Annotated in this window: 23 protein-coding genes and 1 riboswitch; of the genes, 17 read left to right on the forward strand and 6 right to left on the reverse strand. The window is 68.4% G+C overall.

Annotated elements, in window-relative coordinates; all coding sequences use genetic code 11:
* Positions 1–41: 41 nt before the first annotated feature.
* The 4 genes from gudD to GJV26_RS25965 form a co-directional block, all read right to left on the reverse strand.
* Positions 42–1,382: a glucarate dehydratase gene (gene gudD, locus GJV26_RS25950; RefSeq protein WP_155711508.1), complete on the reverse strand. Its 1,341-nt coding sequence runs from the start codon at positions 1,380–1,382 to the stop codon at positions 42–44.
* 48 nt (positions 1,383–1,430) lie between these two features.
* Positions 1,431–2,507: a porin gene (locus GJV26_RS25955; RefSeq protein ID WP_229419457.1), complete on the reverse strand. Its 1,077-nt coding sequence runs from the start codon at positions 2,505–2,507 to the stop codon at positions 1,431–1,433.
* A gap of 192 nt (positions 2,508–2,699) precedes the next feature.
* Positions 2,700–4,901 (reverse strand): OsmC domain/YcaO domain-containing protein, encoded by a 2,202-nt coding sequence (locus tag GJV26_RS25960; protein ID WP_155711510.1) that lies wholly within the window; start codon positions 4,899–4,901, stop codon positions 2,700–2,702.
* Positions 4,902–5,046: 145 nt separating this feature from the next.
* Positions 5,047–6,219 carry a pyridoxal phosphate-dependent aminotransferase gene (locus GJV26_RS25965; RefSeq protein WP_155711511.1) on the reverse strand — a complete coding sequence of 391 codons (1,173 nt, stop codon included), beginning with the start codon at positions 6,217–6,219 and terminating at the stop codon, positions 5,047–5,049.
* Positions 6,220–6,583: 364 nt separating this feature from the next.
* On the opposite strand from GJV26_RS25965, the gene GJV26_RS25970 reads away from it, so the two are divergent.
* Positions 6,584–7,939 carry an MBL fold metallo-hydrolase gene (locus GJV26_RS25970; protein ID WP_155711512.1) on the forward strand — a complete coding sequence of 452 codons (1,356 nt, stop codon included), beginning with the start codon at positions 6,584–6,586 and terminating at the stop codon, positions 7,937–7,939.
* Positions 7,940–7,969: 30 nt separating this feature from the next.
* Here GJV26_RS25970 and GJV26_RS25975 read toward each other — a convergent pair whose 3' ends face one another.
* Positions 7,970–8,680 carry a hypothetical protein gene (locus GJV26_RS25975; protein ID WP_155711513.1) on the reverse strand — a complete coding sequence of 237 codons (711 nt, stop codon included), beginning with the start codon at positions 8,678–8,680 and terminating at the stop codon, positions 7,970–7,972.
* Between the two features lie 163 nt (positions 8,681–8,843).
* Between GJV26_RS25975 and GJV26_RS25980 the strand changes: the two genes are divergently transcribed.
* From GJV26_RS25980 to GJV26_RS26050, 15 genes are all read left to right on the forward strand, one after another.
* On the forward strand, positions 8,844–9,614 hold the full coding sequence (locus GJV26_RS25980) for a hypothetical protein (protein WP_155711514.1): 771 nt from the start codon (positions 8,844–8,846) through the stop codon (positions 9,612–9,614).
* A gap of 58 nt (positions 9,615–9,672) precedes the next feature.
* A riboswitch (cobalamin riboswitch) is annotated at positions 9,673–9,881 on the forward strand.
* A 140-nt stretch (positions 9,882–10,021) separates the two neighbouring features.
* Positions 10,022–10,702, forward strand: a complete 681-nt coding sequence (locus tag GJV26_RS25985; RefSeq protein WP_155711515.1) for an energy-coupling factor ABC transporter permease — start codon at positions 10,022–10,024, stop codon at positions 10,700–10,702.
* A complete protein-coding gene (locus GJV26_RS25990) occupies positions 10,699–10,998 on the forward strand; it encodes an energy-coupling factor ABC transporter substrate-binding protein (protein ID WP_155711516.1) in 300 nt (99 codons plus the stop codon). Before GJV26_RS25985 ends, GJV26_RS25990 begins: the two co-directional genes overlap by 4 nt.
* Complete coding sequence (cbiQ, locus tag GJV26_RS30375) at positions 10,988–11,722, forward strand: cobalt ECF transporter T component CbiQ (RefSeq protein ID WP_155711517.1); 735 nt, start codon at positions 10,988–10,990, stop codon at positions 11,720–11,722. Before GJV26_RS25990 ends, cbiQ begins: the two co-directional genes overlap by 11 nt.
* Positions 11,719–12,591 carry an energy-coupling factor ABC transporter ATP-binding protein gene (locus GJV26_RS26000; RefSeq protein WP_229427996.1) on the forward strand — a complete coding sequence of 291 codons (873 nt, stop codon included), beginning with the start codon at positions 11,719–11,721 and terminating at the stop codon, positions 12,589–12,591. Before cbiQ ends, GJV26_RS26000 begins: the two co-directional genes overlap by 4 nt.
* Positions 12,588–13,379 carry a precorrin-4 C(11)-methyltransferase gene (cobM, locus tag GJV26_RS26005; protein WP_155711518.1) on the forward strand — a complete coding sequence of 264 codons (792 nt, stop codon included), beginning with the start codon at positions 12,588–12,590 and terminating at the stop codon, positions 13,377–13,379. The genes GJV26_RS26000 and cobM overlap by 4 nt, the downstream gene beginning before the upstream one ends.
* Positions 13,380–13,393: 14 nt before the next feature.
* Complete coding sequence (locus GJV26_RS26010; RefSeq protein ID WP_155712736.1) at positions 13,394–14,401, forward strand: sirohydrochlorin chelatase; 1,008 nt, start codon at positions 13,394–13,396, stop codon at positions 14,399–14,401.
* Positions 14,398–15,087 carry a precorrin-8X methylmutase gene (locus GJV26_RS26015; protein ID WP_155711519.1) on the forward strand — a complete coding sequence of 230 codons (690 nt, stop codon included), beginning with the start codon at positions 14,398–14,400 and terminating at the stop codon, positions 15,085–15,087. The genes GJV26_RS26010 and GJV26_RS26015 overlap by 4 nt, the downstream gene beginning before the upstream one ends.
* The gene (locus tag GJV26_RS26020) at positions 15,084–16,280 is read left to right on the forward strand and encodes a cobalt-precorrin-5B (C(1))-methyltransferase (protein WP_189442275.1); all 1,197 of its coding nucleotides are present in this window, start codon (positions 15,084–15,086) and stop codon (positions 16,278–16,280) included. Before GJV26_RS26015 ends, GJV26_RS26020 begins: the two co-directional genes overlap by 4 nt.
* Before the next feature lie 25 nt (positions 16,281–16,305).
* The gene (gene cbiE / locus GJV26_RS26025; RefSeq protein ID WP_155711520.1) at positions 16,306–17,631 is read left to right on the forward strand and encodes a precorrin-6y C5,15-methyltransferase (decarboxylating) subunit CbiE; all 1,326 of its coding nucleotides are present in this window, start codon (positions 16,306–16,308) and stop codon (positions 17,629–17,631) included.
* On the forward strand, positions 17,628–18,434 hold the full coding sequence (gene cobI, locus GJV26_RS26030) for a precorrin-2 C(20)-methyltransferase (RefSeq protein ID WP_155711521.1): 807 nt from the start codon (positions 17,628–17,630) through the stop codon (positions 18,432–18,434). Before cbiE ends, cobI begins: the two co-directional genes overlap by 4 nt.
* Entirely contained in the window at positions 18,431–19,186 is a 756-nt protein-coding gene (locus GJV26_RS26035; protein ID WP_155711522.1) for a cobalamin biosynthesis central domain-containing protein, read from the forward strand. The genes cobI and GJV26_RS26035 overlap by 4 nt, the downstream gene beginning before the upstream one ends.
* On the forward strand, positions 19,183–19,596 hold the full coding sequence (locus GJV26_RS26040) for a cobalamin biosynthesis protein (protein ID WP_155711523.1): 414 nt from the start codon (positions 19,183–19,185) through the stop codon (positions 19,594–19,596). Before GJV26_RS26035 ends, GJV26_RS26040 begins: the two co-directional genes overlap by 4 nt.
* On the forward strand, positions 19,593–20,606 hold the full coding sequence (cobJ, locus tag GJV26_RS26045; protein WP_155711524.1) for a precorrin-3B C(17)-methyltransferase: 1,014 nt from the start codon (positions 19,593–19,595) through the stop codon (positions 20,604–20,606). Before GJV26_RS26040 ends, cobJ begins: the two co-directional genes overlap by 4 nt.
* On the forward strand, positions 20,603–20,977 hold the full coding sequence (locus tag GJV26_RS26050) for a (2Fe-2S) ferredoxin domain-containing protein (RefSeq protein ID WP_155711525.1): 375 nt from the start codon (positions 20,603–20,605) through the stop codon (positions 20,975–20,977). The genes cobJ and GJV26_RS26050 overlap by 4 nt, the downstream gene beginning before the upstream one ends.
* 3 nt (positions 20,978–20,980) lie before the next feature.
* Here GJV26_RS26050 and bluB read toward each other — a convergent pair whose 3' ends face one another.
* The gene (gene bluB, locus GJV26_RS26055) at positions 20,981–21,649 is read right to left on the reverse strand and encodes a 5,6-dimethylbenzimidazole synthase (RefSeq protein WP_155711526.1); all 669 of its coding nucleotides are present in this window, start codon (positions 21,647–21,649) and stop codon (positions 20,981–20,983) included.
* Between the two features lie 186 nt (positions 21,650–21,835).
* On the opposite strand from bluB, the gene GJV26_RS26060 reads away from it, so the two are divergent.
* A complete protein-coding gene (locus GJV26_RS26060; RefSeq protein ID WP_229419458.1) occupies positions 21,836–23,455 on the forward strand; it encodes a GGDEF domain-containing protein in 1,620 nt (539 codons plus the stop codon).
* The last annotated feature ends 22 nt before the right edge of the window (positions 23,456–23,477 follow it).

Below are 23,477 nucleotides of genomic sequence, written 5' to 3' on the forward strand. Positions count from 1 at the left end.
ATGAGGCTTGAACCGGGCCTCTTCGAATGCTCCGCCCGCGTTCAGCGCACCAGGCAAGGCTTCTTGTTGTCGAACTGCCAGTTCGGCACCAGGAACTGCATCGCGGCGGCGTCGTCGCGCGCGCCCAGGCCCATGTTTTTGTAGGCCTGGTGCGCCTTGTCCAGTTCCGCCGGATCGAGCTCGATGCCCAGGCCCGGCTTTTGCGGAATGCGGATGAAGCCGCCTTCGATCTTCAGCGGGTCCTTCGTCAGGCGCTGGCCGTCCTGCCAGATCCAGTGCGTGTCGATCGCCGTCACCTTGCCCGGCGCGGCGGCGCCCACGTGCGTGAACATCGCCAGCGAGATGTCGAAGTGGTTGTTCGAATGCGAACCCCACGTGAGGCCGAACATCTGGCATAGCTGCGCCACGCGCACCGAACCCTGCATGGTCCAGAAGTGCGGGTCGGCCAGCGGAATGTCCACCGATTGCAGCTGGATCGAATGGGCCATCTGGCGCCAGTCGGTGGCGATCATGTTGGTCGCCGTCGGCAGGCCGGTGGCGCGGCGGAACTCGGCCATCACTTCGCGGCCGGAGAAGCCGTTCTCGGCGCCGCACGGGTCTTCCGCATACGCCAGGATGCCGTGCTTGTCGCGGCACACGCGGATCGCTTCCTGCAGCGACCAGGCGCCGTTCGGATCGAGCGTCACGCGCGCTTCGGGGAAGCGTTCGTGCAGCGCGACGATCGCTTCCATTTCCGCGTCGGCGCTGAGCACGCCGCCCTTGAGCTTGAAGTCGTTGAAGCCGTAGCGCTCGCGCGTGGCCTCGGCCAGGCGCACCACGCTTTCCGGCGTCAGCGCTTCCTCGTTGCGCAGGCGGAACCACGCGTCGCCCGCGTCGGGTTCGGCGCGGTAGTCCAGTGCCGTCCTGTTGCGGTCGCCGATGTAGAACAGGTAGCCCAGCATCTCGACCTTTTCGCGCTGCTGGCCTTCGCCCAGCAGGGCCGCCACCGGCACGTTCATGAACTGGCCCAGCAGGTCGAGCAGCGCCGATTCCACCGCCGTCACGGCATGGATCGTGATGCGCAGGTCGAAGGTCTGCAGGCCGCGGCCTGCGGAATCGCGTTCCGCGAACGTGGCGCGCATCGCGTTCAGGACGTTGTTGTATTCGCCCAGGCTCTTGCCGATCACCAACTGGCGGGCGTCTTCCAGCGTTTGCCGGATCTTTTCGCCGCCGGGCACCTCGCCCAGGCCGGTGTTGCCGGCACTGTCGGTGATGATCACGATGTTCCGCGTGAACCACGGGCCATGGGCGCCAGAGAGGTTCATCAGCATGCTGTCCTGCCCCGCGACCGGGACGATGCGCATGTCGGTGACGACGGGGGCGCCGGAAACGTTGTTGTTCATTGTGATCTCCATATGGTCGGTGTCGGGGCGATGCGGTGTCGGTGAAATTCAGAAGGTGTGGCGGATGCCCAGATTCCAGCCGGTGCTGCCGGTGCCCGCCTCGGTGTTGTTCGCCACCGTGTAGCCGGCGCCGTTGCGGTTGCGGATGTGCGCGTAGGCGCGATACAGGCCGGTGCGCTTCGACAGCGCGTGCAGGTAGCCGACGCCCCACGAAGCGGCATCCTGGTTCAGGCCCGTGCGGTCATCCTTGTGCATCGCCGAGAACATCAGCGTGCCGCCGCGTACCGGCGCGGTCAGGCCGAGCAGGGCGCTGCGGCCGTCGGTCGACGCGGTCGGGCGCACGCCGCCGTAGGGATTGTTGGCGTTGCCCAGCGGCGCGCTGTTGTCGCCCTTGTCCACGCCGTAGCCGGCATGCAGCTTGATCCGGCCGAAGTCGTAGTTCGCGCCCAGCAGCGTATTGCGGCCGGGGCTGCGGTTGACCGCCGCCGTGGCGCCGGCCGCGGGTACATCGGTGTTCTTGCTGTTGTAGGCCAGCCGCACGGTCAGCGGGCCCTTCGCATAGCCCACGGCGCCGCCGAACTGGCGCCCCGCGGAAGCGTCGCTCTGCTCGCCCATGCCGTAGGCTAGTTCGACGTCGAAGCCATGGGTGCGCGGCGCTGCATACGTGATCGTATTGCTGGTGCGGATGTTGGTGCCGAAATCCGGGAACAGGTTCTTGGCGGTACCCGCGTAGCCGGTGCCGAACGGGTCCACGACCTGCACGAGGGTGGTGTGATACGGCGTGTACTGGCGGCCCAAGGCCACCGCGCCGAGCTTGCCCTTCAGGCCCACCAGCGCCTGGCGGTTGAAGATCGTGCCGGCGGCATCGATCTCGCCCGTGTCGATCTTCGAGCCCGCCTCCAGGATGAAATAGGCACTCAGGCCGTTGCCCAGGTCTTCGGTGCCCCGGAACCCGATGCGCGAGGCCGATGCCGCGCCGCTCGTCACCTTGGCGACATTGCCGGCGCTGCCGCCCCGTTCGCCGACGATGGCGGCATCGACGATGCCGTAGATGGATACCGTGCTCTGCGCATTTGCGATGGTCGCGCCGCCAAGGGCCAGGATGAGGGCTGCCGTGTTCTTCAATGTCGTCTCCGTGATCGGTCTTCGGGAGAAACCGTTGCGGATCTCCCTGGCTGGCCGTGCGACTGCATCAGGAAACCTTCCCTGGGCAGTTCGCCGGCTGATACCGATCATAGGTCGTCAACGATACAAGAACAAACCAAATACTGACTCCATCGATTCAGGAATTGAACTAATGGAGCCAGGCAGGGGTGCTTATTGCGCGGCCACGGCCTTCGCGCGGGCAGCATGCAATTTTTTGTAACTGTCGATCTGGCGCTCGTGACGGTCGAGCCCCTCCAGCTTCATGCTGGTCGGCGTCAGGCCGAAGAAGCGCACGCTGCCGTCAACCGAGCCCAGCACCGCATCCATCCGCTCGTTGCCGTACATCCGGCGGAAATTGCCGACGTAGTCGTCCAGCTCCAGCTCATCGTCGAGCTCCACTTCCAGCACCACGTTCAGGGCCTGGAAGAACAGGCCGCGCTCGAGCGTGTTGTCGTTGTACTGCAGCAGCGTTTCCACCAGCTCCAGTGCCGGTTCGAACTGCTCCAGCGCGAGATGGATCAGCAGCTTGAGCTCGATGATCGTCAACTGGCCCCACACCGTGTTCTCGTCGAACCGGATGCCGATCAGCGTGGCGATTTCCGTGTAGTCGTCCAGCTCGCATTCCTCCAGGCGCTCCAGCAGCGCCTCCAGGGCATCGTCGTCCAGGCGGTGCAGGTTCAGGATATCCTCGCGGAACAGCAGCGCCTTGTTGGTGTTGTCCCAGATCAGGTCTTCCACCAGGTAGATTTCCGAGTAGCCGGGAACCAGGATGCGGCAGGCGGTGGCGCCCAGGTCGTCGTACACGGCCATGTACGCCTCCTTGCCCATGTCCGCGAGGATGCCGAACAGGGTCGCGGCTTCCTCGGCATTGGAGTCTTCGCCCTGGCCCGAGAAATCCCATTCCACGAAATCGAAATCGGACTTCGCGCTGAAGAAGCGCCACGACACCACGCCGCTGGAATCGATGAAGTGCTCGACGAAGTTGTTCGGTTCGGTCACGGCGTTGCTGGCGAAGGTTGGCCGCGGCAGGTCGTTCAGGCCTTCGAAGCTGCGGCCCTGCAGCAGTTCCGTCAGGCTGCGTTCCAGCGCCACTTCCAGGCTCGGGTGCGCGCCGAACGAGGCGAACACGCCGCCCGTGCGCGGATTCATCAGGGTCACGCACATCACCGGGTACACGCCGCCCAGCGACGCATCCTTCACGAGCACCGGGAAGCCTTGCTCTTCCAGTCCGGCGATGCCGGCCAGGACGCCCGGGTATTTCGCCAGCACTTCCTGCGGCACGTCGGGCAGGGTGATTTCGCCTTCGAGGATTTCGCGCTTCACCGCCCGTTCGAAAATCTCGGACAGGCATTGCACCTGCGCCTCGGCGAGCGTGTTCCCGGCGCTCATGCCATTGCTCACGAACAGGTTTTCCACCAGGTTGGACGGGAAGTACACCACCTTGCCGTCCGACTGGCGCACGTACGGCAGCGAGCAGATGCCGCGCTCCACGTTGCCCGAGTTGGTGTCGATCAGGTGCGAGCCGCACAGTTCGCCGTCGGGGTTGTAGATTTCCAGGCAATACTCATCCAGGATTTCCGCCGGCAGCGCATCCTTCGGGCCGGGCTTGAACCAGCGTTCGTTCGGGTAATGGACGAACGGCGCGTTGGCGATCTCCTCGCCCCAGAACTGGCCCGCATAGAAGTGGTTGCAGTTGATGCGCTCGATATACTCGCCCAGTGCCGACGCCAGCGCGCTTTCCTTGGTCGACCCCTTGCCGTTGGTGAAGCACATCGGCGAATGCGCATCGCGGATATGCAGCGACCATACGTTGGGAACGATATTGCGCCACGACGCGATCTCGATCCGGATGCCCAGGTTCGCCAGCACGCCCGACATGTTGGCGATGGTCTGCTCCAGCGGCAGGTCCTTGCCCGGAATATAGGTGGCCGCTTCGGTGGACGGATTCAGCACCAGCAGGGCCTGCGCATCGGCATCGAGGTTTTCCACCTCTTCGATCACGAACTCGGGCCCGGCCTGCACCACCTTTTTCACCGTGCAGCGGTCGATGGAGCGCAGGATGCCCTGGCGGTCTTTTTCGGAAATATCCGCCGGCAACTCGACCTGGATCTTGAAGATCTGCTGGTAACGGTTTTCGGGATCGACGATATTGTTCTGCGACAAGCGGATATTCTCGGTCGGGATATCGCGGGTCACGCAATACAGCTTCACGAAATAGGCCGCGCACAGGGCCGACGAGGCCAGGAAGTAATCGAACGGGCCGGGGGCGGAGCCATCGCCCTTGTAGCGGATCGGCTGGTCGGCGATGACCGTGAAATCATCGAACTTGGCTTCGAGGCGAAGCTTGTCGAGAAAGTTGACCTTGATTTCCATGAAAAATTCCAAAAAGTGTTCTTAAAATGACCGGTCTTGCGCGCCGATGCCGCCGGCCTGGATGAAAGGCGCGAGGCGGGAATGGATGCGTTCGCGGCCTTTGCTCAAGCAATGGCCGTGCGATGGATGCGGGTTGGATGCGGCATTATAGGCGCCCCATGAATTGGCCGAGCCGCCGCAGCGCTTCTTCCAGGTGCGCGGTACTGGCCGAATAGGAAAGCCGCACGTACGTATCGGCACCGCATTGCCCGAAATCCTTGCCCGGCGTGAGGGCCACATGGGCTTCCTGCAGCACGCGCTCGCAGAACTGCCAGGACGTGAGCCCGGTGCCGCCGACGTCGAAATACACGTAGAACGCGCCATCCGGCGGCACCGGCACCGGCAGGCCGATACGCGCCAGGCCATCGAGCACCAGCGCGCGGCGGCGCGCGAATCCCAGCCGGCGCTCCTCGCACACGGCCAGCGACGCCGGCGTGAAGCACGCCAGCGCCGCCTGCTGGGCGATGGTCGACGGGCAGATGTAGTAGTTCTGCGCCAGCCGTTCCATCGTCGGCACGAGCTCTTCCGGCACCACGCACCAGCCGAGGCGCCAGCCCGTCATGCCGAAGTATTTCGAGAAGCTGTTGATGACGATGGCGCCGTCGTCGAACGCGAGCACGGTTTGCGGCGGCCGGCCCTGGCTGTCGCGGTCGCCCAGGTTCAGGTAGATCTCGTCAACGATGCGCCACGCATCGTGGCTGCGGGCCAGCGCGCAGATCGCGGCCAGCTCGTCCGGCGGCACCGAGGTGCCCGTCGGGTTCGACGGGGTGGCCACCATCACGCCCTGCGTCCGTTCCGTCCAGTTGGCCCGCACGCTGGCCGCGTCGAGCTGGAAGCGCGATTCGGGGCCGGTGGCCACGAGCTTCACCTGCGCGCCGAAGCTGCCGAGGAACTGGCGGTTGCACGGATAGGACGGGTCGCCCACGATCACTTCGTCGCCCGGATCGACGAGGGCCGCCGTGACCAGCAGCAGCGCGGCGGACGCGCCGGCGGTGACGATGATCCGCTCCGGCGAAACGGCAACGCCGTGCTCGCGCAGGTAGAACCCGGCCAGGGCTTCGCGCAGGGCCGGCATGCCCAGTGCCGCCGTGTAGGGCAGGGCGCCCGCCTGCGCCGCCGCTGCCGCGGCCTCGAGCACGGCGGGCGGGGCGCCGAAATCGGGCTCGCCCAGGCTGAGCCGGATGACGTCGTGCCCGAGCCCGGCGAGGGCGGCGGCACGCTTGCCGAATTCTATCGCGAAGAACGGGTCGATGGATTGGGCGCGTTGTGAAATCTTCATGGATGGGTTCGGGGCAGGCTGTCGGAACCCGCCAGTGTACCGGGGATGGGCGCAATGATGAAGTTGCCGGGGCGATATGCCGGGATCGCGCGGCGGGCTCGGCGGCGCGGGTGCACCGTGGCCGGCGGGTACGGCACCATCGGAGTTCGGGAAATTTGCAACTAACCGAATATCTCAGGGGCTTGTGCCGCTTCGCACGGCATGGTCGATCATACGCCGGGCCGGCAGGGGACGGAGTTGGTGGAAGGAAGCGGGCCCCGATACGCGGGATTGGCGTTTTCCCGTTTTCTGTGTACGATCCCGCGACCGGCAAGCGCCGTCTCTCCACCGCAGCCATCCAGACAGACCCTTCCAGCGAGCCTTCATGACCGAGCCAGCCCTGACGATCTCCAGAATCCTGCACGCCGGCTACGTGTTCGAGCATGAAGGCACGCGCATCGCCTTCGATACCATCTTCGAGAACCCGTTCAGCCGCAACTGCCACGCGTTCCCGGACGTGCGCTTCGACCATGACGAGATCCGCCGCCAGCACTTCGACGCGGTGTTCATCTCGCACTTCCACGACGACCACTGCTCGCTCGAAAGCCTGGACCTGCTGGACCGCGCCACGCCGCTGCATATCTACTGCATCTTCGACGAGCTGTTCGACATGGTGCGCCGGCTCGGCTTCACGCAGGTGCACCGGCTGCGCCTGAACGTGCCGGTGCAGGTCGGCCCGTTCCAGGTGATTCCCCGCGAAGCGATGGATGCGGATGTCGACTCGATGTTCCAGGTCAAGGCGGGCGGGCTGAACGTGCTCAACGTCGTCGATTCGTGGATCGACGACGGCACACTGGCCCAGCTGGTGCAGGAGGGGCCGTGGGACATGGTGCTGTGGCCGTTCCAGACCATGCGCGAGATCGAGGTGCTGGCGCCGTCGCGCGCCGCTGCCGCGCCGCCGGCGCTGCCGGACGAATGGATTCCCCAGTTGCGGGCGCTGGCGCCGCGCTACGTGGTGCCCAGTTCGTGCCAGTTCGTGCAGGAGCCGTGGTCGTGGTACAACCGCGCGTTCTTCCCGATCTCGTATGCCCGGTTCACGGAGGAGGTCACCAAGGCGTTGCCGGTGGCACGGGTGATCCGCCTCGATCCTTCCGTGTCGGTACGGCTCGACGCCACGTCGCTGCGGCCGGCGCCGCCGTTGGACTGGGTGGTGCCCGTCGGCGAGCAGGATGTGGATTACGCCTACGAAGGCAACGCGGCCGCGCCGCGAACCGCCGACATCGCACGCCGTTTTCCGCCGCTCACGGCGCCGCAGCAGGCGCGCGTGCTCGACTACTGCCGCGCAGAGCTGCCGGCGAAATACGGCGCGGTGGAAGCGGCGTCGGAGTATTTCGACCAGCCCCGCACCTGGCAACTGTCGGTCTACGATCACGCGGGCGATGCGACGCATTTCCGCTACCGGCTGGAACCGGGCGGCCCGGCCGTTGCCGATGACGGCACCGTGCCGCTCGGCTGGGCTACCGAGATCCCGGCCGCCAAGCTGTATGCCGCGCTGGAAGAGGGCGAATCGCTGACGTCGATGTACCTGCGCATCAACGACACCGTCTTCGATGCCGGTACCGAGCGCGATCTCGCAGACGCCGACGTGGTCGACGATCCGCTGATCCGCTGCCTGTTCAGCGATACGTTCGGCGCCTACCAGGCCGCGCAGTTGCGCCGGCTGCTGGCGCGAACGGCCTAGCGTCCGCCTGCCCGCCAGCGCATTGCCGACTTACTTGCCCAGCAAATACAGCGACTGGTTCCAGTCGTCCTGCCACGCATGCAGGAAGTCATGCGACTGGAACGCCCGCTTCAGGGGGCCGAGCGGCGCGCCGTACACATCGTGCAGTCCCAGCGCCAGCGTCACCGGGTTCCACACGGCGTTGCGCTTCGATTTTTTGGCGCTCGCCTTCACGCGGGCCCCATCGTCGCCGAAGATGCCGATGGCATCGTCGAGCGCCTTGTCCATGTCCAGCCGCGCCAGGCGCCCGAATGCCGCCAGCACCTCCGCCTTGCCGATGCCGTACTGCGATTCGGCCGGCGCCGCCGGCGGGCGCGCCGCCGCCTCGGCCTCGTGTTTCAGCTTGCCGGCGAGGCGTTCGACGTCCTTTTTCTGGAAGCGCAGCCCGTCGAGCGGCCGCACGAAGCCCGGTGCGGGCAGCTTCGCGACGATCTTGTAGGCATCTTTCGTCATCGTGATCAGCACGTCCTCGCTGCCGCCTGCCAGCCGGGCGATGTCGGCCTCGAAGAAGATCGGCGCCGCGTAGCCTCCGTTGGCGTCGCCGAACAGCTCCGGATAGGCGGCGTCGTAATCCAGCCAGACATACGGCGTCAGGCCGTGTTCGAGCAGGCGCGCGAGCGTCCAGGTCGAGGCGGTCTGCTGTTCGAGCCAGGCGCAGGCCTCGGCAGTGGTGGCGCGGAAGGGCAGGTCGGTGGTGCTCATGATGGTTTCGGCAGTGAAGGGACCGTTACGGCGGACCGTTATTGTAGTGCACGGCGAAGAACCGCCCGCCGCCGATCCCGGCGATAATGCCTGTCCCGGAAAATCGCGGAACGCCGCGAAACGCCGCGCATCGCCGGCAGCCGGCCGCAACCCAAGGAACGCCATGCACGAACTGATATCGCAATTGATCCGCCTTTACCTGCCCGTCGGCGGCGCGCCGGACGGGCTGCAACAGCATCTCGACGGGCGCGCGACCCGCGCCTTCGATCTGGTGAAGGATGGGGCGGTTCGCGCCATCGTGCTGCCGTTCGAGCGGCCGGCCGGCGCCGGTGCCGATGGGTGGGAGCGGCTGTGCGCGGCGGCCAATGCGCTGCAGGGCGAGCTGGGCTTGCCGGCACCGGCGGTGAGCGTTTCCGGCGCCACCGGTTTCCGGCTGTGGCTGTCGTTCGAGGAGCCGTTGCCGGTCGCCGGGGCGCAGCGGTTCCTCGATCTGCTGCGAGCGGCTTACCGCGCCGATGCGATGCCGGCAGCGGCAGGCGTGCAGGCGCCGGTCGAGCTGCCGCCGTGCCGCAATCCGTCGACCGGCAAATGGGCCGCGTTCATCCATCCCGGCATGGGCGCGTCGTTCGCGGATGAGCCGGCGCTGGAAATTGCGCCGCCGCTCGCCGCGCAGGCGGCATTCTTGCAAGGGCTGCAATCGATCAGCAATGACCAGCTCCGGCACGCGCTGGACATTTTGCAGCGCGCGCCCGAACAGCCGGCGGCACCCGTTGCGCCAGCTGCAAAGGCCGGCCCGAAAGCGCAAGCGGTGGCGCATGGCGGCGCGGTACCACCCGACCTGCTGCTGAAAGACGCCACGCTGGAAGACATCGTGCGGTTCCTGCATGCGAAGAACATCGAGCCCACCTTCCGGCATGTGCTGCCGCCGCGCTGACGGCAGCCGCCCGCGCGGCGGCTTTCGCCTGAAACACTATCCCATCGCCTCCCTTATCGGTTACTATGCGCGCTTGGGTGCGCTCCTTCCTTTCCAGGGAGGACGTTAAACGGGAAACCGGTGAAGCCGCCATGCGGCCATTCCGGTGCAGCCCCCGCTGCTGTAAGCCTGACGGACTCCGTAATCAAGCCACTGCGAGAAATCGCGGGAAGGCACGGAAGAAGAATGACGGCGAGCCAGAATACCGGCCCATGCAAGTCAGCACCGATTCCCCGGGGTGATGGGAAGCCGCTGTCGATCCGGCTTCCGTCTGCGGCTTTCCGTTCACGGCCCGTCTCGACCGTCTTTCCACGCATTTTTTCGATCCCCGCCGGTGCTCGTTTCGACCATTCGACGGGAGGTTTCGAATGCATATCATGGAAGGTTTCCTGCCGCCCGCGCACGCGCTGGGCTGGTCGGCCGTATCGGCCTGTTTCCTGGCCTGGGGCCTGCGCTCGATGGGCCGCGGCCTGCGCCGGCATCCGGAACAGCGCATGCTGTTCGGCGTCGCCGCCGCATTCGCATTCCTGCTGTCCGCGCTGAAGCTGCCGTCCGTGACGGGCAGTTGCTCGCATCCCACCGGCGTGGGGCTCGGCGCACTGCTGTTCGGCCCCGCCCCGATGGTGCCGGTCGGCTTTGTCGTGCTGCTGTTCCAGGCGCTGCTGCTGGCCCACGGCGGCATCACCACGCTCGGCGCCAACGTGTTCTCGATGGCCGTGGTCGGCCCCTTCGTTGCCTATGGCGTGTTCCGCGCGGTCGCCGCGCTGGGCATGTCGCGCTCCCTCGCCGTGTTCGCAGCCGCCTGCCTGGGCGACCTGGCCACCTATGCCACCACGTCGCTGCAGCTGGCCTGGGCCTTTCCCGACCCGGTCGGCGGCATGGCCGCTTCGCTGGCCAGGTTCGCCGGCATCTTCGCGCTGACCCAGGTGCCCATCGCCATCAGCGAAGGCATATTGACGGTGCTGGTGGTGAACGCCATCGCCCGCTTCAATGCCGCCGAGCTTCGGTCCGCGCCGGTCTTCGTCCATGCTGCCAGGGGGGCCGCATGAAAGCGCGTTCCTGGATGGCGTGGGTGCTGATCGTGCTGCTGACGGTGCTGCCCCTGTGGCTGGCGGGCGGCGCGGCATTCGGCGGCGCCGACGACCTGGCGCGGCAGGCGGTGGGCACGATCGCGCCCGGCTACGAGCCGTGGTTCTCGCCCGTGTTCGAGCCGGCCAGCGGCGAAATCGCCTCGCTGCTGTTCGCGCTGCAGGCCGCGCTGGGCGCCGGCGTGATCGGCTACTGGCTCGGCCTGTCGACCGGGCGCGAACGCGCCCGCGACGCAAGGGAACCGGATGTTGATTGAAACGACCGCGTGCGCCAGCCGTTGGCGCGGCGTGGCCCCCTCGGCCAAGGCGCTGTTCGCACTGTCCGGCGCGGCCGCCGCATGGCTGGCGCGCAGTCCCGACACGCTGGCCGTGCTCGCGGCCGTACCGGTGCTGGCCGCGTTGCTGGGTGCGCGCGTGCCGCCGCGCGCCTGGCTGGGCGCCGCGCTGGCACCGCTCGGCTTCCTGCTGCTGGCATGCATGACGCTGCTGTTCGGCCCCGACCCGCACGGCACCTGGCACTGGAACGGCGCGCTGCTGCCGGCGGTCCAACGTACCGCCTTGCGTTCGCTGGCCGTGCTGGCCGCGCTGCTGGGCTTCGCATTGACCACGCCGCTGCCGGACCTGCTGGCATTGCTGCGCCGCCTGCGTACCCCGGAACTGCTGCTCGACCTGATGGCGCTGTGCTACCGCATGCTGTTCGTGCTGCGCCAGGCATGGGACGAAGGCGTCGAGGCCCAGCGCGCGCGCCTGGGCCATCGCGGCTGGCGCCAGCGCTGGCGTTCGACAGGCATGCTGGCCGGCCACATGGCGCAACAGGTATGGCAGCGCGCCGCGGCGCTGCAGATGGCGGCCGACGCGCGTTCGTATGCCGGTACGCTGCGTTTCCTGCCGGCGGCGTTTCCCCACGCGCGGCGCCAGAATGCGCTGGCCGCGCTGGCCGGTGCGCTGCTGCTGGCGCTGGCCGCGGGAGACCGCTGGTGAGCGCGCCACCGGTCCTCGAACTGGCCGGCGTCGACCACGTCTACCCGGACGGTTCCACCGGGCTGCGAGACTGCAGCCTGGCGCTGGCGCGCGGCCGGCGCCACGCGCTGCTGGGCGCGAACGGCGCCGGCAAATCCACCGTGCTGCTGCACCTGAACGGCCTGCTGCGCCCGGGCGCCGGCCAGCTGCGCCATGACGGCCAGCCGGTCGATCACGGGCGCGCCGGCCTGGCCGCGCTGCGGCGCCGGGTCGGCCTGGTGTTCCAGGACCCCGACCGCCAGCTGTTCGCGGCGCATGTCGAAGAGGATGTGTCATTCGGCCCGCTCAACCTCGGTTTCGATGCCGGCACCGTGCGCGCAAGGGTGGCCGCCGCGCTGGATGCCGTCGGCCTGCGCGAGCACGCCGGCCGCGCGGTGCACCGCCTCAGCTTCGGCCAGAAGAAACGCGTGTGCATCGCCGGCGTGCTGGCGATGGAGCCGGAGGTGCTGTTGCTGGACGAGCCGATGGCCGGACTCGATGCCGCCATGCAGGCCGGGCTGGCCGCACTGCTCGACCGGCTTGCCGCGCGCGGCGTCACGGTGCTGCTGTCCACCCACGATGCCGATTTCGCGTTCGGCTGGGCCGACGACATCCACCTGCTGGCGGCGGGCCGCTGCATCGCGTCCGGCCGGGCGGCAACGCTGGCCGCGCGCCCGGACCTGCTGCACGCCGCCGGCCACCGCGTGCCGCTGGCCATCGCGCTGCATGCGGAACTGGCGGCGCGCGGCGTGCTGCCGCAAAGTCCCGCGCCGCGCAGCGTGCCGGCCCTGCTCGATGCGCTGCGCGCATTGCCCCGACAGTTTGAACATCCAGGAGAAACAACCGCATGACGATCGCAAACGCCGGCAAGGTATGGTTCGTGGGCGCCGGCCCGGGCGACCCGGAACTGATCACCGTCAAGGGCCGCAGGCTGCTTTCCGAGGCCGGTGCCGTGCTGTACGCGGGATCGCTGGTCGACCGCGCCGCCACGCTCTACGCGCCGCCGGGCTGCGCGATCCGCGATTCGAAGGACATGACGCTCGAGGACATGACCGCGTGGCTGATCGGGCAGGCCGCCGTGCACGGCACGGTGGTGCGCCTGCAGACCGGCGACCCCGGCCTGTACGGCGCGCTGATCGAACTGGCCCGCCCGCTCACCGCCGCCGACATCGAATGGGCCGTGGTGCCGGGCGTGTCGTCGGCGATGGCGTCGATGGCCGCGGCCGGCGAATCGCTGACGCTGCCCGAAGTGACCCAGAGCGTGATCTTCACTCGTGTCGAGGGGCGCACGCCGATGCCGGACGGCGAGGACCTCGCCAGCCTGGCCGCGCATCGCACGACCCTGTGCATCTTCCTGTCGATCACGCTGATGCACAAGGTTGAAACGGCCTTGCGCGCGGCCGGCTGGCCCGAGGATGCGCCAATGCTGGTGGTGCACAAGGCCAGCTGGCCCGGCGAGGAAAAGATCATCCGCGGCACGCTGGCAGACATCAAGGCGCGCTGCCGCGCCGCCGGCGTGGCCAGCCAGGCGATGATCGTGGCCAGTCCCACGCTCGGCGCGCTGCATTGGGAAACGCTGGCCCGCTCGAAACTGTACGACCCCACCTTTACCCATCGATTCAGAAAGGCAAGCGCATGAACGCTCCCATCATGATGCAGGCGGCCGCCGTGCCGGCACGCGACAATACCGACGCGAATGGCCAGGACGTCATCCTCGTCGTCGGCCATGGGTCGCGCGAGGACTCGGGCAACCGCGAGATCCGCGAATTCACCGACGCGTGGCGCGCGCGGCGGCCCGGCTGGCGCATCGAGCTGTGCTTCATCGAGTTCGCGCCGCCCGAGCTGAACGCCGCGCTGCTGGCCGCGGCGCGTGGCGCCCGCCGCGTGCTGGTGGTACCGCTGATCCTCAATGCCGCCGGCCACGTCAAGATGGAAATTCCCGAGGCGGTGGAGGGCGCGCGTGCGGCCTGCCCGCAAACGGAAATCCTGCTGGCGCCGCACTTGAGCGCCTGCGACCCGGTGCTCGCCGTGCTGCGGCGCAAGCTGCGCGGCGCGATGGGCACGCTCGACATGCCCGATCCCACGACCACCGGCGTCGTGCTGCTGGGCCGCGGCTCTTCCGACCGCGGCGCCAACGGCGAGATGGCGAAGATGGCGCGCTGGCTGCTGGAAGAGGGCGACCACGAGCTGGTCGACCTGGCCTTCACGGGGATCACCTGGCCGCGCCTGGAAAAAGTGGTGCAGCGCCAGGTCCTGCTGGGCATGCGGCAGATCGTCGTGCTGCCGTATTACCTGTATACCGGCACGCTGATGCAGCGCATCCACCGGCAGGTGGAGCACCTGCGCGGCCAGTATCCGCAGGTGCGTTTCGCCTGTACCGGACATTTCGGCTTCGAGCCGGAGATCTTCGCGCTGATGGACGCGCGCGTGGAAGACCTGCGCGCGGGCGTGCCGGACAGCCGGCTGCCGTGCGACGGCTGCAGCTACCGCGAGATCGCCCATGACCTCGGGCACGGCCATTCGCATGCTCATACGCACGACCATGGCCAGACCCACGGCCAGGAGGATGCACATGAGCACGGCCATGCCCACGCGCATGACCACGCACACGCCCATGCGCATCATGGCCACGATCATCCGAAGGCGGGGGAGCCGGCATGAGCACGATCAACACCGTCACCGAACAGCTGACGCGCGCCGGCCAGGCCATCGAGCACGACAGCTTCGCCGTCATCGATGCCGAAGTCGAGTCGCACACCTACACCGCCGCGCAGTGGCCGATCGTGCGCCGCATGATCCATGCGAACGCCGACTTCGATTTCAACGGCCTGACGGACTTCCATCCCGAAGCGGTGGAAGCGGGCATCCGCGCCATGCTGGCCGGCGCCACGCCGGTGGTGGCGGACGTCGAGATGATCTGTTCGGGCCTGTCGCAGCCGCGCCTGGCCCACTTCGGCATGCGCACGCACCAGTTCATCAGCGATGCGGATGTGATCGAGGCCGCCCGGCTCGAGGACACCACGCGCGCCGTGCAGGCGATGCGCAAGGCCCACCGCCTTGGATTGCTCGATGGCGCGATCGTCGGCATCGGCAACGCGCCCACCGCGCTGATCGAACTGGTGAGACTGATCCGCGAGGAGGGCGTGCGACCCGCCCTGGTGGTCGGCATGCCGGTCGGTTTCGTGTCGGCGGCCGAATCGAAGGACCTGATGGCAGAAGTGAGCGAGGTGCCGTGGATCGTGATTCTCGGCCGCAAGGGCGGTTCGACGCTGGTGGTGGCGGCCCTGCATGCGCTGCTGGCGCTGGCCGAGGCGCGCCAGAACGCCGCGCCGGCGGAGCGCGCGTGAAGGAAAAGACGGCCGCGGAACGGGGCACGCGCACCGGTTTCACGACCGGGGCTTGCGCCGCCGCGGCCGCGCGCGCGGCGATGCTGGGCCTGGCCACCGGGCGCGTGCCGGAGACGATCGAATCGCTGCTGCCGAACGGCAGCCGGGTATCCTTCGCCGTGCACGATGGCCGCTGCGAGGAAGGCCGCGCCCACGCGATGGTCGTCAAGTTCGCCGGCGACGATCCGGACTGCACCGACGGCGCGCACCTGACGGTCGACCTGCGCCTGCTGCCGGGCCAGGCCGGCGCGGTGACCTGGGTCGCCGGCGACGGCGTCGGCACCGTGACGATGAAGGGCCTGGGCCTGGAAGTGGGCGGCCCGGCGATCAACCCGGTGCCGCGCCGGAATATCGCCGACAACCTGCGCGAGGCCGCGCCCGGCCTGCTGGCCGAACACGGCGTGGAAGTGACGATCAGCGTGCCGGACGGCCAGGCGATGGCGAAGAAAACCACCAATGCGCGGCTGGGCATCCTGGGCGGCATCAGCATCCTTGGCACCACCGGCATCGTCAAGCCGTATTCGACGGCGGCCTGGCGTGCCAGCGTGGTGCAGGGCGTGCAGGTGGCGGCCACCGCCGGCCATGGCATGGTGGCGCTGACGACCGGCGGGCGCACCGAGACGTTCGCGATCGCCACGCTGCGCGCCGGGCGGCCGGAACTGCCGGCCGCCTGCTTCGTGCAGATGGGCGACTTCCTGCGCTATGCGCTCGATGAGGTGGTGGCGCAGGGCATCGGCCTGGTGGTGCTGGCGGTCATGGTGGGCAAGCTCACCAAGATCGCGCAGGGCGAAACCATCACCCACGCGAACCGCAGCGAAGTCGATACCGACCTGGTGGCGGCGATCGGCCGGCGCATCGGCGCCAGCGACGAGGATTGCGCCGCCATGGCCGCCGCGGAAACGGCGCGCTTCGGGGCCGAGCTGATGGTCGAGCGCGGCCTGGGCGATGCCTTCCACCATGCGCTGGCGCAGGCCGCCATCGATACCTTGACCGCGCCGGACCGCTATGGCCGGGCGTTCCGCCTGCGCGTACTGGTGTGCGACTTCAGCGGCCAGCAGGTGGCCGACGTGTGGACCGACCCGGTGCCGCCGCCGGCATTGCCTGCCAGCGCCGGGCGCACCGGCATCGACCACATCCTCGACGCCGACGCGTGAACCGATTTTCTCTTTCAGCCCATCCATGAACATCAGTCTCCAAGACCCCAACCCCTGCCGCGTGATCGGCGTGCTCGACGACGGCGCCGCCAGCCTGGGCCCCACTGCGCTGGCATACCTGCGCAGCGCCGACGTGGTGATCGGCGGCGCCCGCACGCTGGCACTGCTGGCGCGCGAGCTGAAAGCCGGCGCCGTGTGCCACGATCTCACCGGGCGCCTGAAGGACGTGCCGGCCTGGGTGCGCGCGGCGCGTGCCGACCACCTCGCGTGCGTCGTGCTGGCCACCGGCGACCCGCTTTGCCACGGCATCGCGCCGTACCTGGCGCAACACCTGTGCGTGCAGGCGCTCGACATCCTGCCCAACCTGTCGACCCTGCAGCTGGCGTGCGCGCGCATCGGCCTGGCCTGGCAGGATGCCCGCATCGTCTCCGTGCACGCTCGCGATGCCGGCGAATGGCGGCGCGGCGCCACGCCCGACCACGGGCTGTATGCGCTCGCGCAGGCGCTGCGCGCCCACTCGCGGCTGCTGGTGCTGACCAGTCCCGACAACAGCCCGGACCGTATCGCGCGCCTGCTGCTGGCCGAGGGGCTGGGCGACGATTTCCTGATGGCGGTGGCGGAAAACCTGCTGCAGCCTGAGGAGCGCGTGCTGGCCGAACTGGGCATGCGCGAAGCGGCGGACATGCGCTTCGCCGCGCTGAACGTGGTGCTGCTGTGGCGCGTGACGCCGGCGCCGCGGCCGGTTCGCTTCGGCCTGGCGGATGCCGGATTTGTACAGCGCCAGCCCGACAAGGGCCTGATCACCAAGCAGGAAGTGCGCGCCGTGAGCCTGGCTCGCCTGCAGCTGCGCGACGACAGCGTGGTGTGGGATATCGGCGCCGGTTCCGGCTCGGTGGGCCTGGAAGCGGCGCGGCTGTGTCCGCTCGGCCACGTCTACGCCATCGAGAAGAACGAAGCCGATCACGCGATCGCGGGGCAGAACCACGCGGCCTTCGGCGTCGGCAACTACAGCCTGTATCACGGCAAGGCGCCGGACGGCCTGGATGCCTGGCCCGATCCGGATGCCGTGTTCATCGGCGGCTCGGGCGGCGAACTGGCCGCGCTGGTGGCCGGCATCGTGGCGCGCCTGCGCCCTGGCGGCACGCTGGTGATGAATTTCGTCACGCTGGAAAACCTGGCCACGGCGACCGCCGCGCTGCAAGAGCTGGAAGTGCATGGCGTGAGCTGGGACGTGGTGCAGCTGCAGGCCGCGCGCAGCAAGCCGATCCTGCACATGCACCGGATGGCGGCCGAGAATCCCGTCTGGATCGTGTGCGCCCAGCGCGCCCGGCGTGCCGGGAGCGCGGCATGAACGGCACCACGACCCGCGGTACGCTGTGGGGCGTTTCGCTGGGCCCCGGCGACCCCGGCCTGATCACGCGCGCCGCGTGGGCGGCGCTGCAGCGGCGCGATGCCGTCTGGGTCTACCCGGCCCGCAGCGGCAAGACACCCAGCTATGCGCTCGACATCGTCCACCGCGCCGGCCTGGCGCCGCCGGAGGACCATGCGCTGCTGCTGTTCCCGATGACGCACGACGGCGAGAAGCTGGCGCGCGCCTGGCTGCGCGCGGCGGAAGCCGTGCTGCCGTGGCTGCGCGCGGGGCGCGATGTACTGTTCCTCGTCGAAGGCGATGCCAGCACGTATGCCACCTTCGGCCACCTGGCCCGCACCGTGCGCGCGCTCGATGCGCGCGTGCCGGTGGAAATCATCCCCGGCGTGAATGCCTTCACCGCCGCCTGCGCGATGGCCGATGTGCCGTTCGCCGAGCAGGACGACACGGTGGCGATCGTGCCGGCCGCCTATGGCGTCGGCGCCGTCGACCGGCTGCTGCCCGACTTCGACACGCTGGTGCTGATGAAGGTAAAACCCATCCTCGACGAACTGGTCGACTGGCTGGAACGGCGCGACCTGCTGGCCGGCGCCCATTTCATCGAACGGGTCGGCGCGCCGGACGAACGGCGCGTCAGCGGCGCCGCGATCCCGGCGCTGCGCGGCACGAAGGTCAGCTACCTGTCGCTGCTGATCGTCAAGCACCCGCACCGCATCCGCGGCGAACGCATCAAGGGCTGCCTGCGCAAGAGCGGCCCCACACCAACCATCACGGAGAACGCATGACCCAACCCGCCGACACCCCGCCACGCGTGTGCCTCGTGGCGATCACGAAGCACGGCGCCGCGCAAGCCGCGCGCCTGGCTGCCAGGCTTCCCGAAGCCGATATCTGCGCGGCCGCGAAGTTCGCGCCCGCCTTCGAGGGCCTGCCGAACCGTGTGCACGCCTACCAGGGCGCCATGCGCGACGAGATCGGCCCGCTGTTCGCCGGCTACGACCAGCTCGTGTTCTTCGTGTCGCTGGGCGCCGTGGTGCGCCTGATCGCGCCGCACCTGCGCAGCAAGGATGAGGACCCGGGCGTGATCGTGGTCGACGATGCCGGGCAATACGTGATCCCGGTATTGTCCGGCCACGCCGGCGGCGCCAACGAGTGGAGCGAGCGCATCGCCGTGCTGCTCGGCGCGGCGCCGGTGCTGACCACGGCGTCCGACGTCGGCCGCACGATCCCGGTCGATATCCTGGGCCGCCACCTGGGCTGGCGCGTGGAGGCGCCGAAGATCAACGTCACGCGCGTGTCCGCCCACGTGGTCAACGGCGAGCCGATCGCCTTCGTCCAGGAAGCCGGCAGCCCGGACTGGTGGACCCGGCCCACGCCGCTGCCGGACAACATCCACCGCTTTGCCAGCTTTGCCGACGTGCCGCTGGACCGCTACGCGGCGCTGCTGTGGGTCACGCATGCCGATGTGCCGGCCGAGCGCTGGGATGCGCTGCGCGAACGCCTGGTGGTCTACCGCCCGCCGGCGGAGAGCGCGTCTTGAGCGCGGAAAGCACATACGCCATCGGGCTCGGTTGCGACCGGGGCGTGGCATTGCAGACGGTGCGCGAAGCCGTGCGGGCGGCGCTGGCCGAGGCGGGCGCGTCGCCCGGCCAGGTCCGTGCCGCGGCCAGCATCACGCTCAAGCGGGACGAAGCCGCGCTGCTCGCGCTGGCGGAGGAATACGGCTGGCCGCTGCGCTTCTACGAAGCCGGCGAACTGGCCGCCGTGCCCGTGCCGCATCCGTCCGCCACGGTGCTGCACCACACGGGCACGCCGTCGGTCAGCGAGGCCGCCGCGCTGCTGGCCGCCGGGCCGGGAACGCCGATGACCGCGCTGGTCGTCGAAAAACACAAACACCGGGGCGCCGATGGCCGCCATGCCACCGTCTCGATCGCAAGGAAGGAACCATGAACGATTCATTTGAACCGCAGCCAGCGCTGCAGCCACCATTTGCCGGCAAGATCATGCTGGTGGGGATCGGCCCCGGCAGCGTGGAACACATGACGGGCCGCGCCCGCGCCGCCATCGCCGAAGCCGACGTGGTGATCGGCTACGTCACCTACATCAAGCTGGTGGCCGACCTCATCGAAGGCAAGGAGATCATCCGCAAGTCGATGACCGAGGAGCTGGACCGCGCCGTCAGCGCGCTGGAAGCGGCGCGCGCCGGCAAGAAGGTGGCGCTGATCTCGTCCGGCGATGCCGGCGTGTACGGCATGGCCGGTCCCACGTACGAAGTGCTGTTCCAGTCCGGCTGGACGCCCGACGAAGCGGTGCAGGTCGAAATCATCCCCGGCGCCTCCGCGCTCAACAGCTGCGCGGCGCTGGTCGGCGCACCGCTGACGCACGATTTCTGCGCCATTTCGCTGTCCGACCTGCTCACGCCATGGCCGACCATCGCGCGCCGCCTCGATGCGGTGGCGATGGCCGACTTCGTGGTGGCGCTGTACAACCCCAAGAGCGGCCGGCGCACGCGCCAGATCGTCGAGGCGCAGCGGCTGTTCCTGCGCCACCGCCGCGCCGATACGCCGGTGGCGATCGTCAAGAGCGCCTACCGGCGGCGCGAGAACATCGTGTTCACCACGCTCGACCGCATGGCCGATGCCGAGATCGGCATGCTGAGCACCGTCCTGATCGGCAACAGCAACACCTTCGTGCGCAATGGCCTGATGGTGACGCCGCGCGGCTATGCCAACAAGTACGACATGGAAGAGGGCGGTGCGACCCGCGACGGCGAACGTGCCGGCCGTTCGCTGTCCACGGGCCTGCTGGGCTGGCTGGAGACGCTGCAGGCCGAACGTGCGGCCGGCGCCAGCGTGGACATTCTCGCAGCGCGCCACCGGCTGCCCGCGGACTACATCCGCGACACGCTGGCCGAACCGTGGAACGACGAGGTGGCCACGGAAGGGGAGGGCGAGGCATGAGCGATACCGACCTGACCGTGGTGACCCCGGCCGCGGGCGAACCGGTGAAACCGAAGATCGGCAGCTACCGCCGGCACCTGCTGGTGTGCACCGGCCCGCGCTGCAGCGCCGACGGCGCGTCGCAGGCGCTGTTCGACAGCCTGGGCGACAAGCTCAAGGCGGCCGGCCTGGCGACCGGGGACCTGCGCGTCAAGCGCAGCCGGGTCGGTTGTTTCGCGGCCTGCAAGGGCGGCCCGATCGTGTGCGTGCAGCCGGACGGTACCTGGTATTACAACGTCACGCCGGACAACATGGACCGCATCATCGGCGAACACCTGTGCCACGGCCGGCACGTGGAGGAGCTGGTGTTCCACCAGGCCGGCGAGGAGTAACCGTCAATCCGCCGCCGGCGCGGCGGGAACGCCCCAGGCGTTCTCGTACACGATGTCGCCGAGGCCGCGCCGGCTGTCCCAGCGTTCGGTCTGCAGCATCGGTTCCGGATAAAAAGCGTCCACGTGGCCCACGCACAGCAGCGCGATCGGCCGGCTGCCTTCCGGCATCCCGCAGAGCACGCGCACGTGTTCGGGATCGAACAGCGATACCCAGCCCACGCCGATGCCTTCGGCACGGGCGGCCAGCCAGAAATTCTGGATCGCGCACGATGCCGAGGCCAGGTCCATTTCCGGCATCGTGCGGCGGCCGAACACGTATTTTTCCCGTCCTTCGACGAGGCCCACCACGAGCAGCTCGCCGCAGGCGAGAATGCCTTCCACTTTCAGGCGCATGAATTCCCCGGCGCGCTCGCCCATCGCTTCGGCGGTGAGCATGCGCTCGGCATCGACGTGCGCGTGCAGCGCCCGGCGCAACGCCGCATCGGTGACGCGCAGGAACCGCCAGGGCTGCATGTAGCCCACGCTGGGCGCGCAATGCGCGGCTTCGATGAAGCGCGCCAGTTGCGCGGCATCGACGGGATCGGGAATGAAGTGGCGCATGTCGCGGCGCTCGCGGATCGCGCGGTAGACCGCGTCGACGCCGTGCCGGTCGTACCGGTGGGGATTGTTCATCTGTTCATGTTTGTCGAGCTGGCCGCGCGCGGCGCGGCCGGTAACGCTACTTTACCGGATCGCGCACGTTTCCAGTCTCCCAATGTTGTTATCGAACGCAAGTTTCACTGCGTTCACACGCCGCCGGCCCCCTGGTGGCACAATCTGGGCAACGCACACGCCGCCGCTTCACAAAGGACGTTTTTCTTGAGCTTGCATACCGACCAGCCGCCGCCCGCGCACCATGTGGACAACCACCCGGACGACCACCTGGACAGTCGGACCGGCCGCCTCGGCGCCTCGCGTCACCCGGTCATACGGCTGGTGATCCTGACGACCACGCTGGCTTGCTCGCTGCTGATCGGTTTTTCCGCCTGGTTCATCTGGTCGGCCAGGCAAACCCAGATCCACCAGGCCGATGTGGCGATTTCGAACGTGGCGCGCATGGTCGGGGCACAGGTCGAATCGGCGATGAAGGCGGCGACCATCGCGCTGGCCGATGTGGCGGAACGGGCGCGATACGATACCGCGGAGCCCGGCGCGCGCGAGCGCCTGCAACGCCACCTCGCGGAGCTGGACAGGACCACGCCCGAACTGCATGGCCTGTTCGTGTACGGGGCCGACGGCAGCTGGCTGGCCACGTCGCTGGACAGGCAGGTGGACGGGAACAACTACGATCGGGCCTACTTCCAGCATCACCGCCGCCAGGCCGGCAGCGCGGTGCATGTCGGGGCGCCCGTGAAGAGCCGCTCGACCGGCGTCTGGATCATTCCGGTATCGCGCGGTATCTACCGGGCCGATGGCACCTTTGCCGGCGTGGCGCTCGTCACGCTGCAGATCAATTTCTTCGAGCGCATCTATGACGAACTCGACATCGGGCGCACCGGTACCGTGCTGCTGATGCTGTCGGACGGCACCGTCGTCTACCGCCGTCCGTTCGACGAGAAGCTGATCGGCACCGACCTGTCGAAGGGGAACATTTTCAAGGAACTGCAAAAGACGCGCGCCGGCTCGGCCTTCCTCCACGCCAGGGTCGACAAGGTGGTGCGGCTGTACAGTTTCCGCCATCTCGACACCTTCCCGTTCCTCGTGGCGGTGGGACGCACGAAGGATGAACTGTTGAGCAGCTGGCTGCGCTCGAGCATCCTGATCGGTTCCGCAGCGGTGCTCATCAGCGCGGTCTTCATCCTGTTTGCCAACCGGCTGGTCCGGCAGATCAGGATCAGGGATGCGCTGGACCACAGGCTGCGCATGTACTCCGAGGAACTGGAGAGCCACAACGTCGGCTTGCGCGTGCTCGCCCACACGGACAAGCTCACCGGGCTGGCCAACCGGCGCCGCTTCGACGAACTGCTCGAACTGGAACTGAAACGCGCGCAGCGCGGCCGGACGCCGATTTCGCTGCTGCTGCTGGACCTGGATTATTTCAAGCAGTTCAACGACAGTTACGGCCACCTGGCCGGGGATGCGTGCCTGCAACGCGCGGCAAGCGTGCTGTCCGGGCAGGTCGCCCGTGCGGGCGACGTCGCGGCGCGGTATGGCGGCGAAGAGTTCGCCGTCATCATGCCGAACACGGACCAGGCCGGGGCCTTTGCCGTCGCCGAACGGATCCGCGCCGGCATCCAGGCGCTGCGCATTCCCCACCGGCATTCGCCGGCGCAGGTCGTTACCGCCAGCTTTGGCGTGGCAACGCTGCAGCCCGGCGGCGACGGGCCTGTCACGGCCGGCGACATCATCGAGTGCGCGGACAGGCACCTGTACTCCGCCAAGCAGAACGGCCGGAACCAGGTCAGCACCGGCACGCACGACGATGCCACGTTGCCGTGAGCCGCATCGGGCCTGCACGCGA

The sequence above is a fragment of the Pseudoduganella dura genome (assembly GCF_009727155.1).
Lineage (GTDB): Bacteria > Pseudomonadota > Gammaproteobacteria > Burkholderiales > Burkholderiaceae_D > Rugamonas > Rugamonas dura.

Bases quoted from the DNA above. Each gene is read 5' to 3' on its own strand.
- gudD (WP_155711508.1), bottom strand. From the start codon at position 1,382: ATGAACAACAACGTTTCCGGCGCCCCCGTCGTCACCGACATGCGCATC.
- GJV26_RS25960 (WP_155711510.1), bottom strand. From the start codon at position 4,901: ATGGAAATCAAGGTCAACTTTCTCGACAAGCTTCGCCTCGAAGCCAAG.
- GJV26_RS25965 (WP_155711511.1), bottom strand. From the start codon at position 6,219: ATGAAGATTTCACAACGCGCCCAATCCATCGACCCGTTCTTCGCGATA.
- GJV26_RS25970 (WP_155711512.1), top strand. From the start codon at position 6,584: ATGACCGAGCCAGCCCTGACGATCTCCAGAATCCTGCACGCCGGCTAC.
- GJV26_RS25975 (WP_155711513.1), bottom strand. From the start codon at position 8,680: ATGAGCACCACCGACCTGCCCTTCCGCGCCACCACTGCCGAGGCCTGC.
- GJV26_RS25980 (WP_155711514.1), top strand. From the start codon at position 8,844: ATGCACGAACTGATATCGCAATTGATCCGCCTTTACCTGCCCGTCGGC.
- GJV26_RS25985 (WP_155711515.1), top strand. From the start codon at position 10,022: ATGCATATCATGGAAGGTTTCCTGCCGCCCGCGCACGCGCTGGGCTGG.
- GJV26_RS25990 (WP_155711516.1), top strand. From the start codon at position 10,699: ATGAAAGCGCGTTCCTGGATGGCGTGGGTGCTGATCGTGCTGCTGACG.
- cbiQ (WP_155711517.1), top strand. From the start codon at position 10,988: ATGTTGATTGAAACGACCGCGTGCGCCAGCCGTTGGCGCGGCGTGGCC.
- cobM (WP_155711518.1), top strand. From the start codon at position 12,588: ATGACGATCGCAAACGCCGGCAAGGTATGGTTCGTGGGCGCCGGCCCG.
- GJV26_RS26010 (WP_155712736.1), top strand. From the start codon at position 13,394: ATGCAGGCGGCCGCCGTGCCGGCACGCGACAATACCGACGCGAATGGC.
- GJV26_RS26015 (WP_155711519.1), top strand. From the start codon at position 14,398: ATGAGCACGATCAACACCGTCACCGAACAGCTGACGCGCGCCGGCCAG.
- cbiE (WP_155711520.1), top strand. From the start codon at position 16,306: ATGAACATCAGTCTCCAAGACCCCAACCCCTGCCGCGTGATCGGCGTG.
- cobI (WP_155711521.1), top strand. From the start codon at position 17,628: ATGAACGGCACCACGACCCGCGGTACGCTGTGGGGCGTTTCGCTGGGC.
- GJV26_RS26035 (WP_155711522.1), top strand. From the start codon at position 18,431: ATGACCCAACCCGCCGACACCCCGCCACGCGTGTGCCTCGTGGCGATC.
- cobJ (WP_155711524.1), top strand. From the start codon at position 19,593: ATGAACGATTCATTTGAACCGCAGCCAGCGCTGCAGCCACCATTTGCC.
- GJV26_RS26050 (WP_155711525.1), top strand. From the start codon at position 20,603: ATGAGCGATACCGACCTGACCGTGGTGACCCCGGCCGCGGGCGAACCG.
- bluB (WP_155711526.1), bottom strand. From the start codon at position 21,649: ATGAACAATCCCCACCGGTACGACCGGCACGGCGTCGACGCGGTCTAC.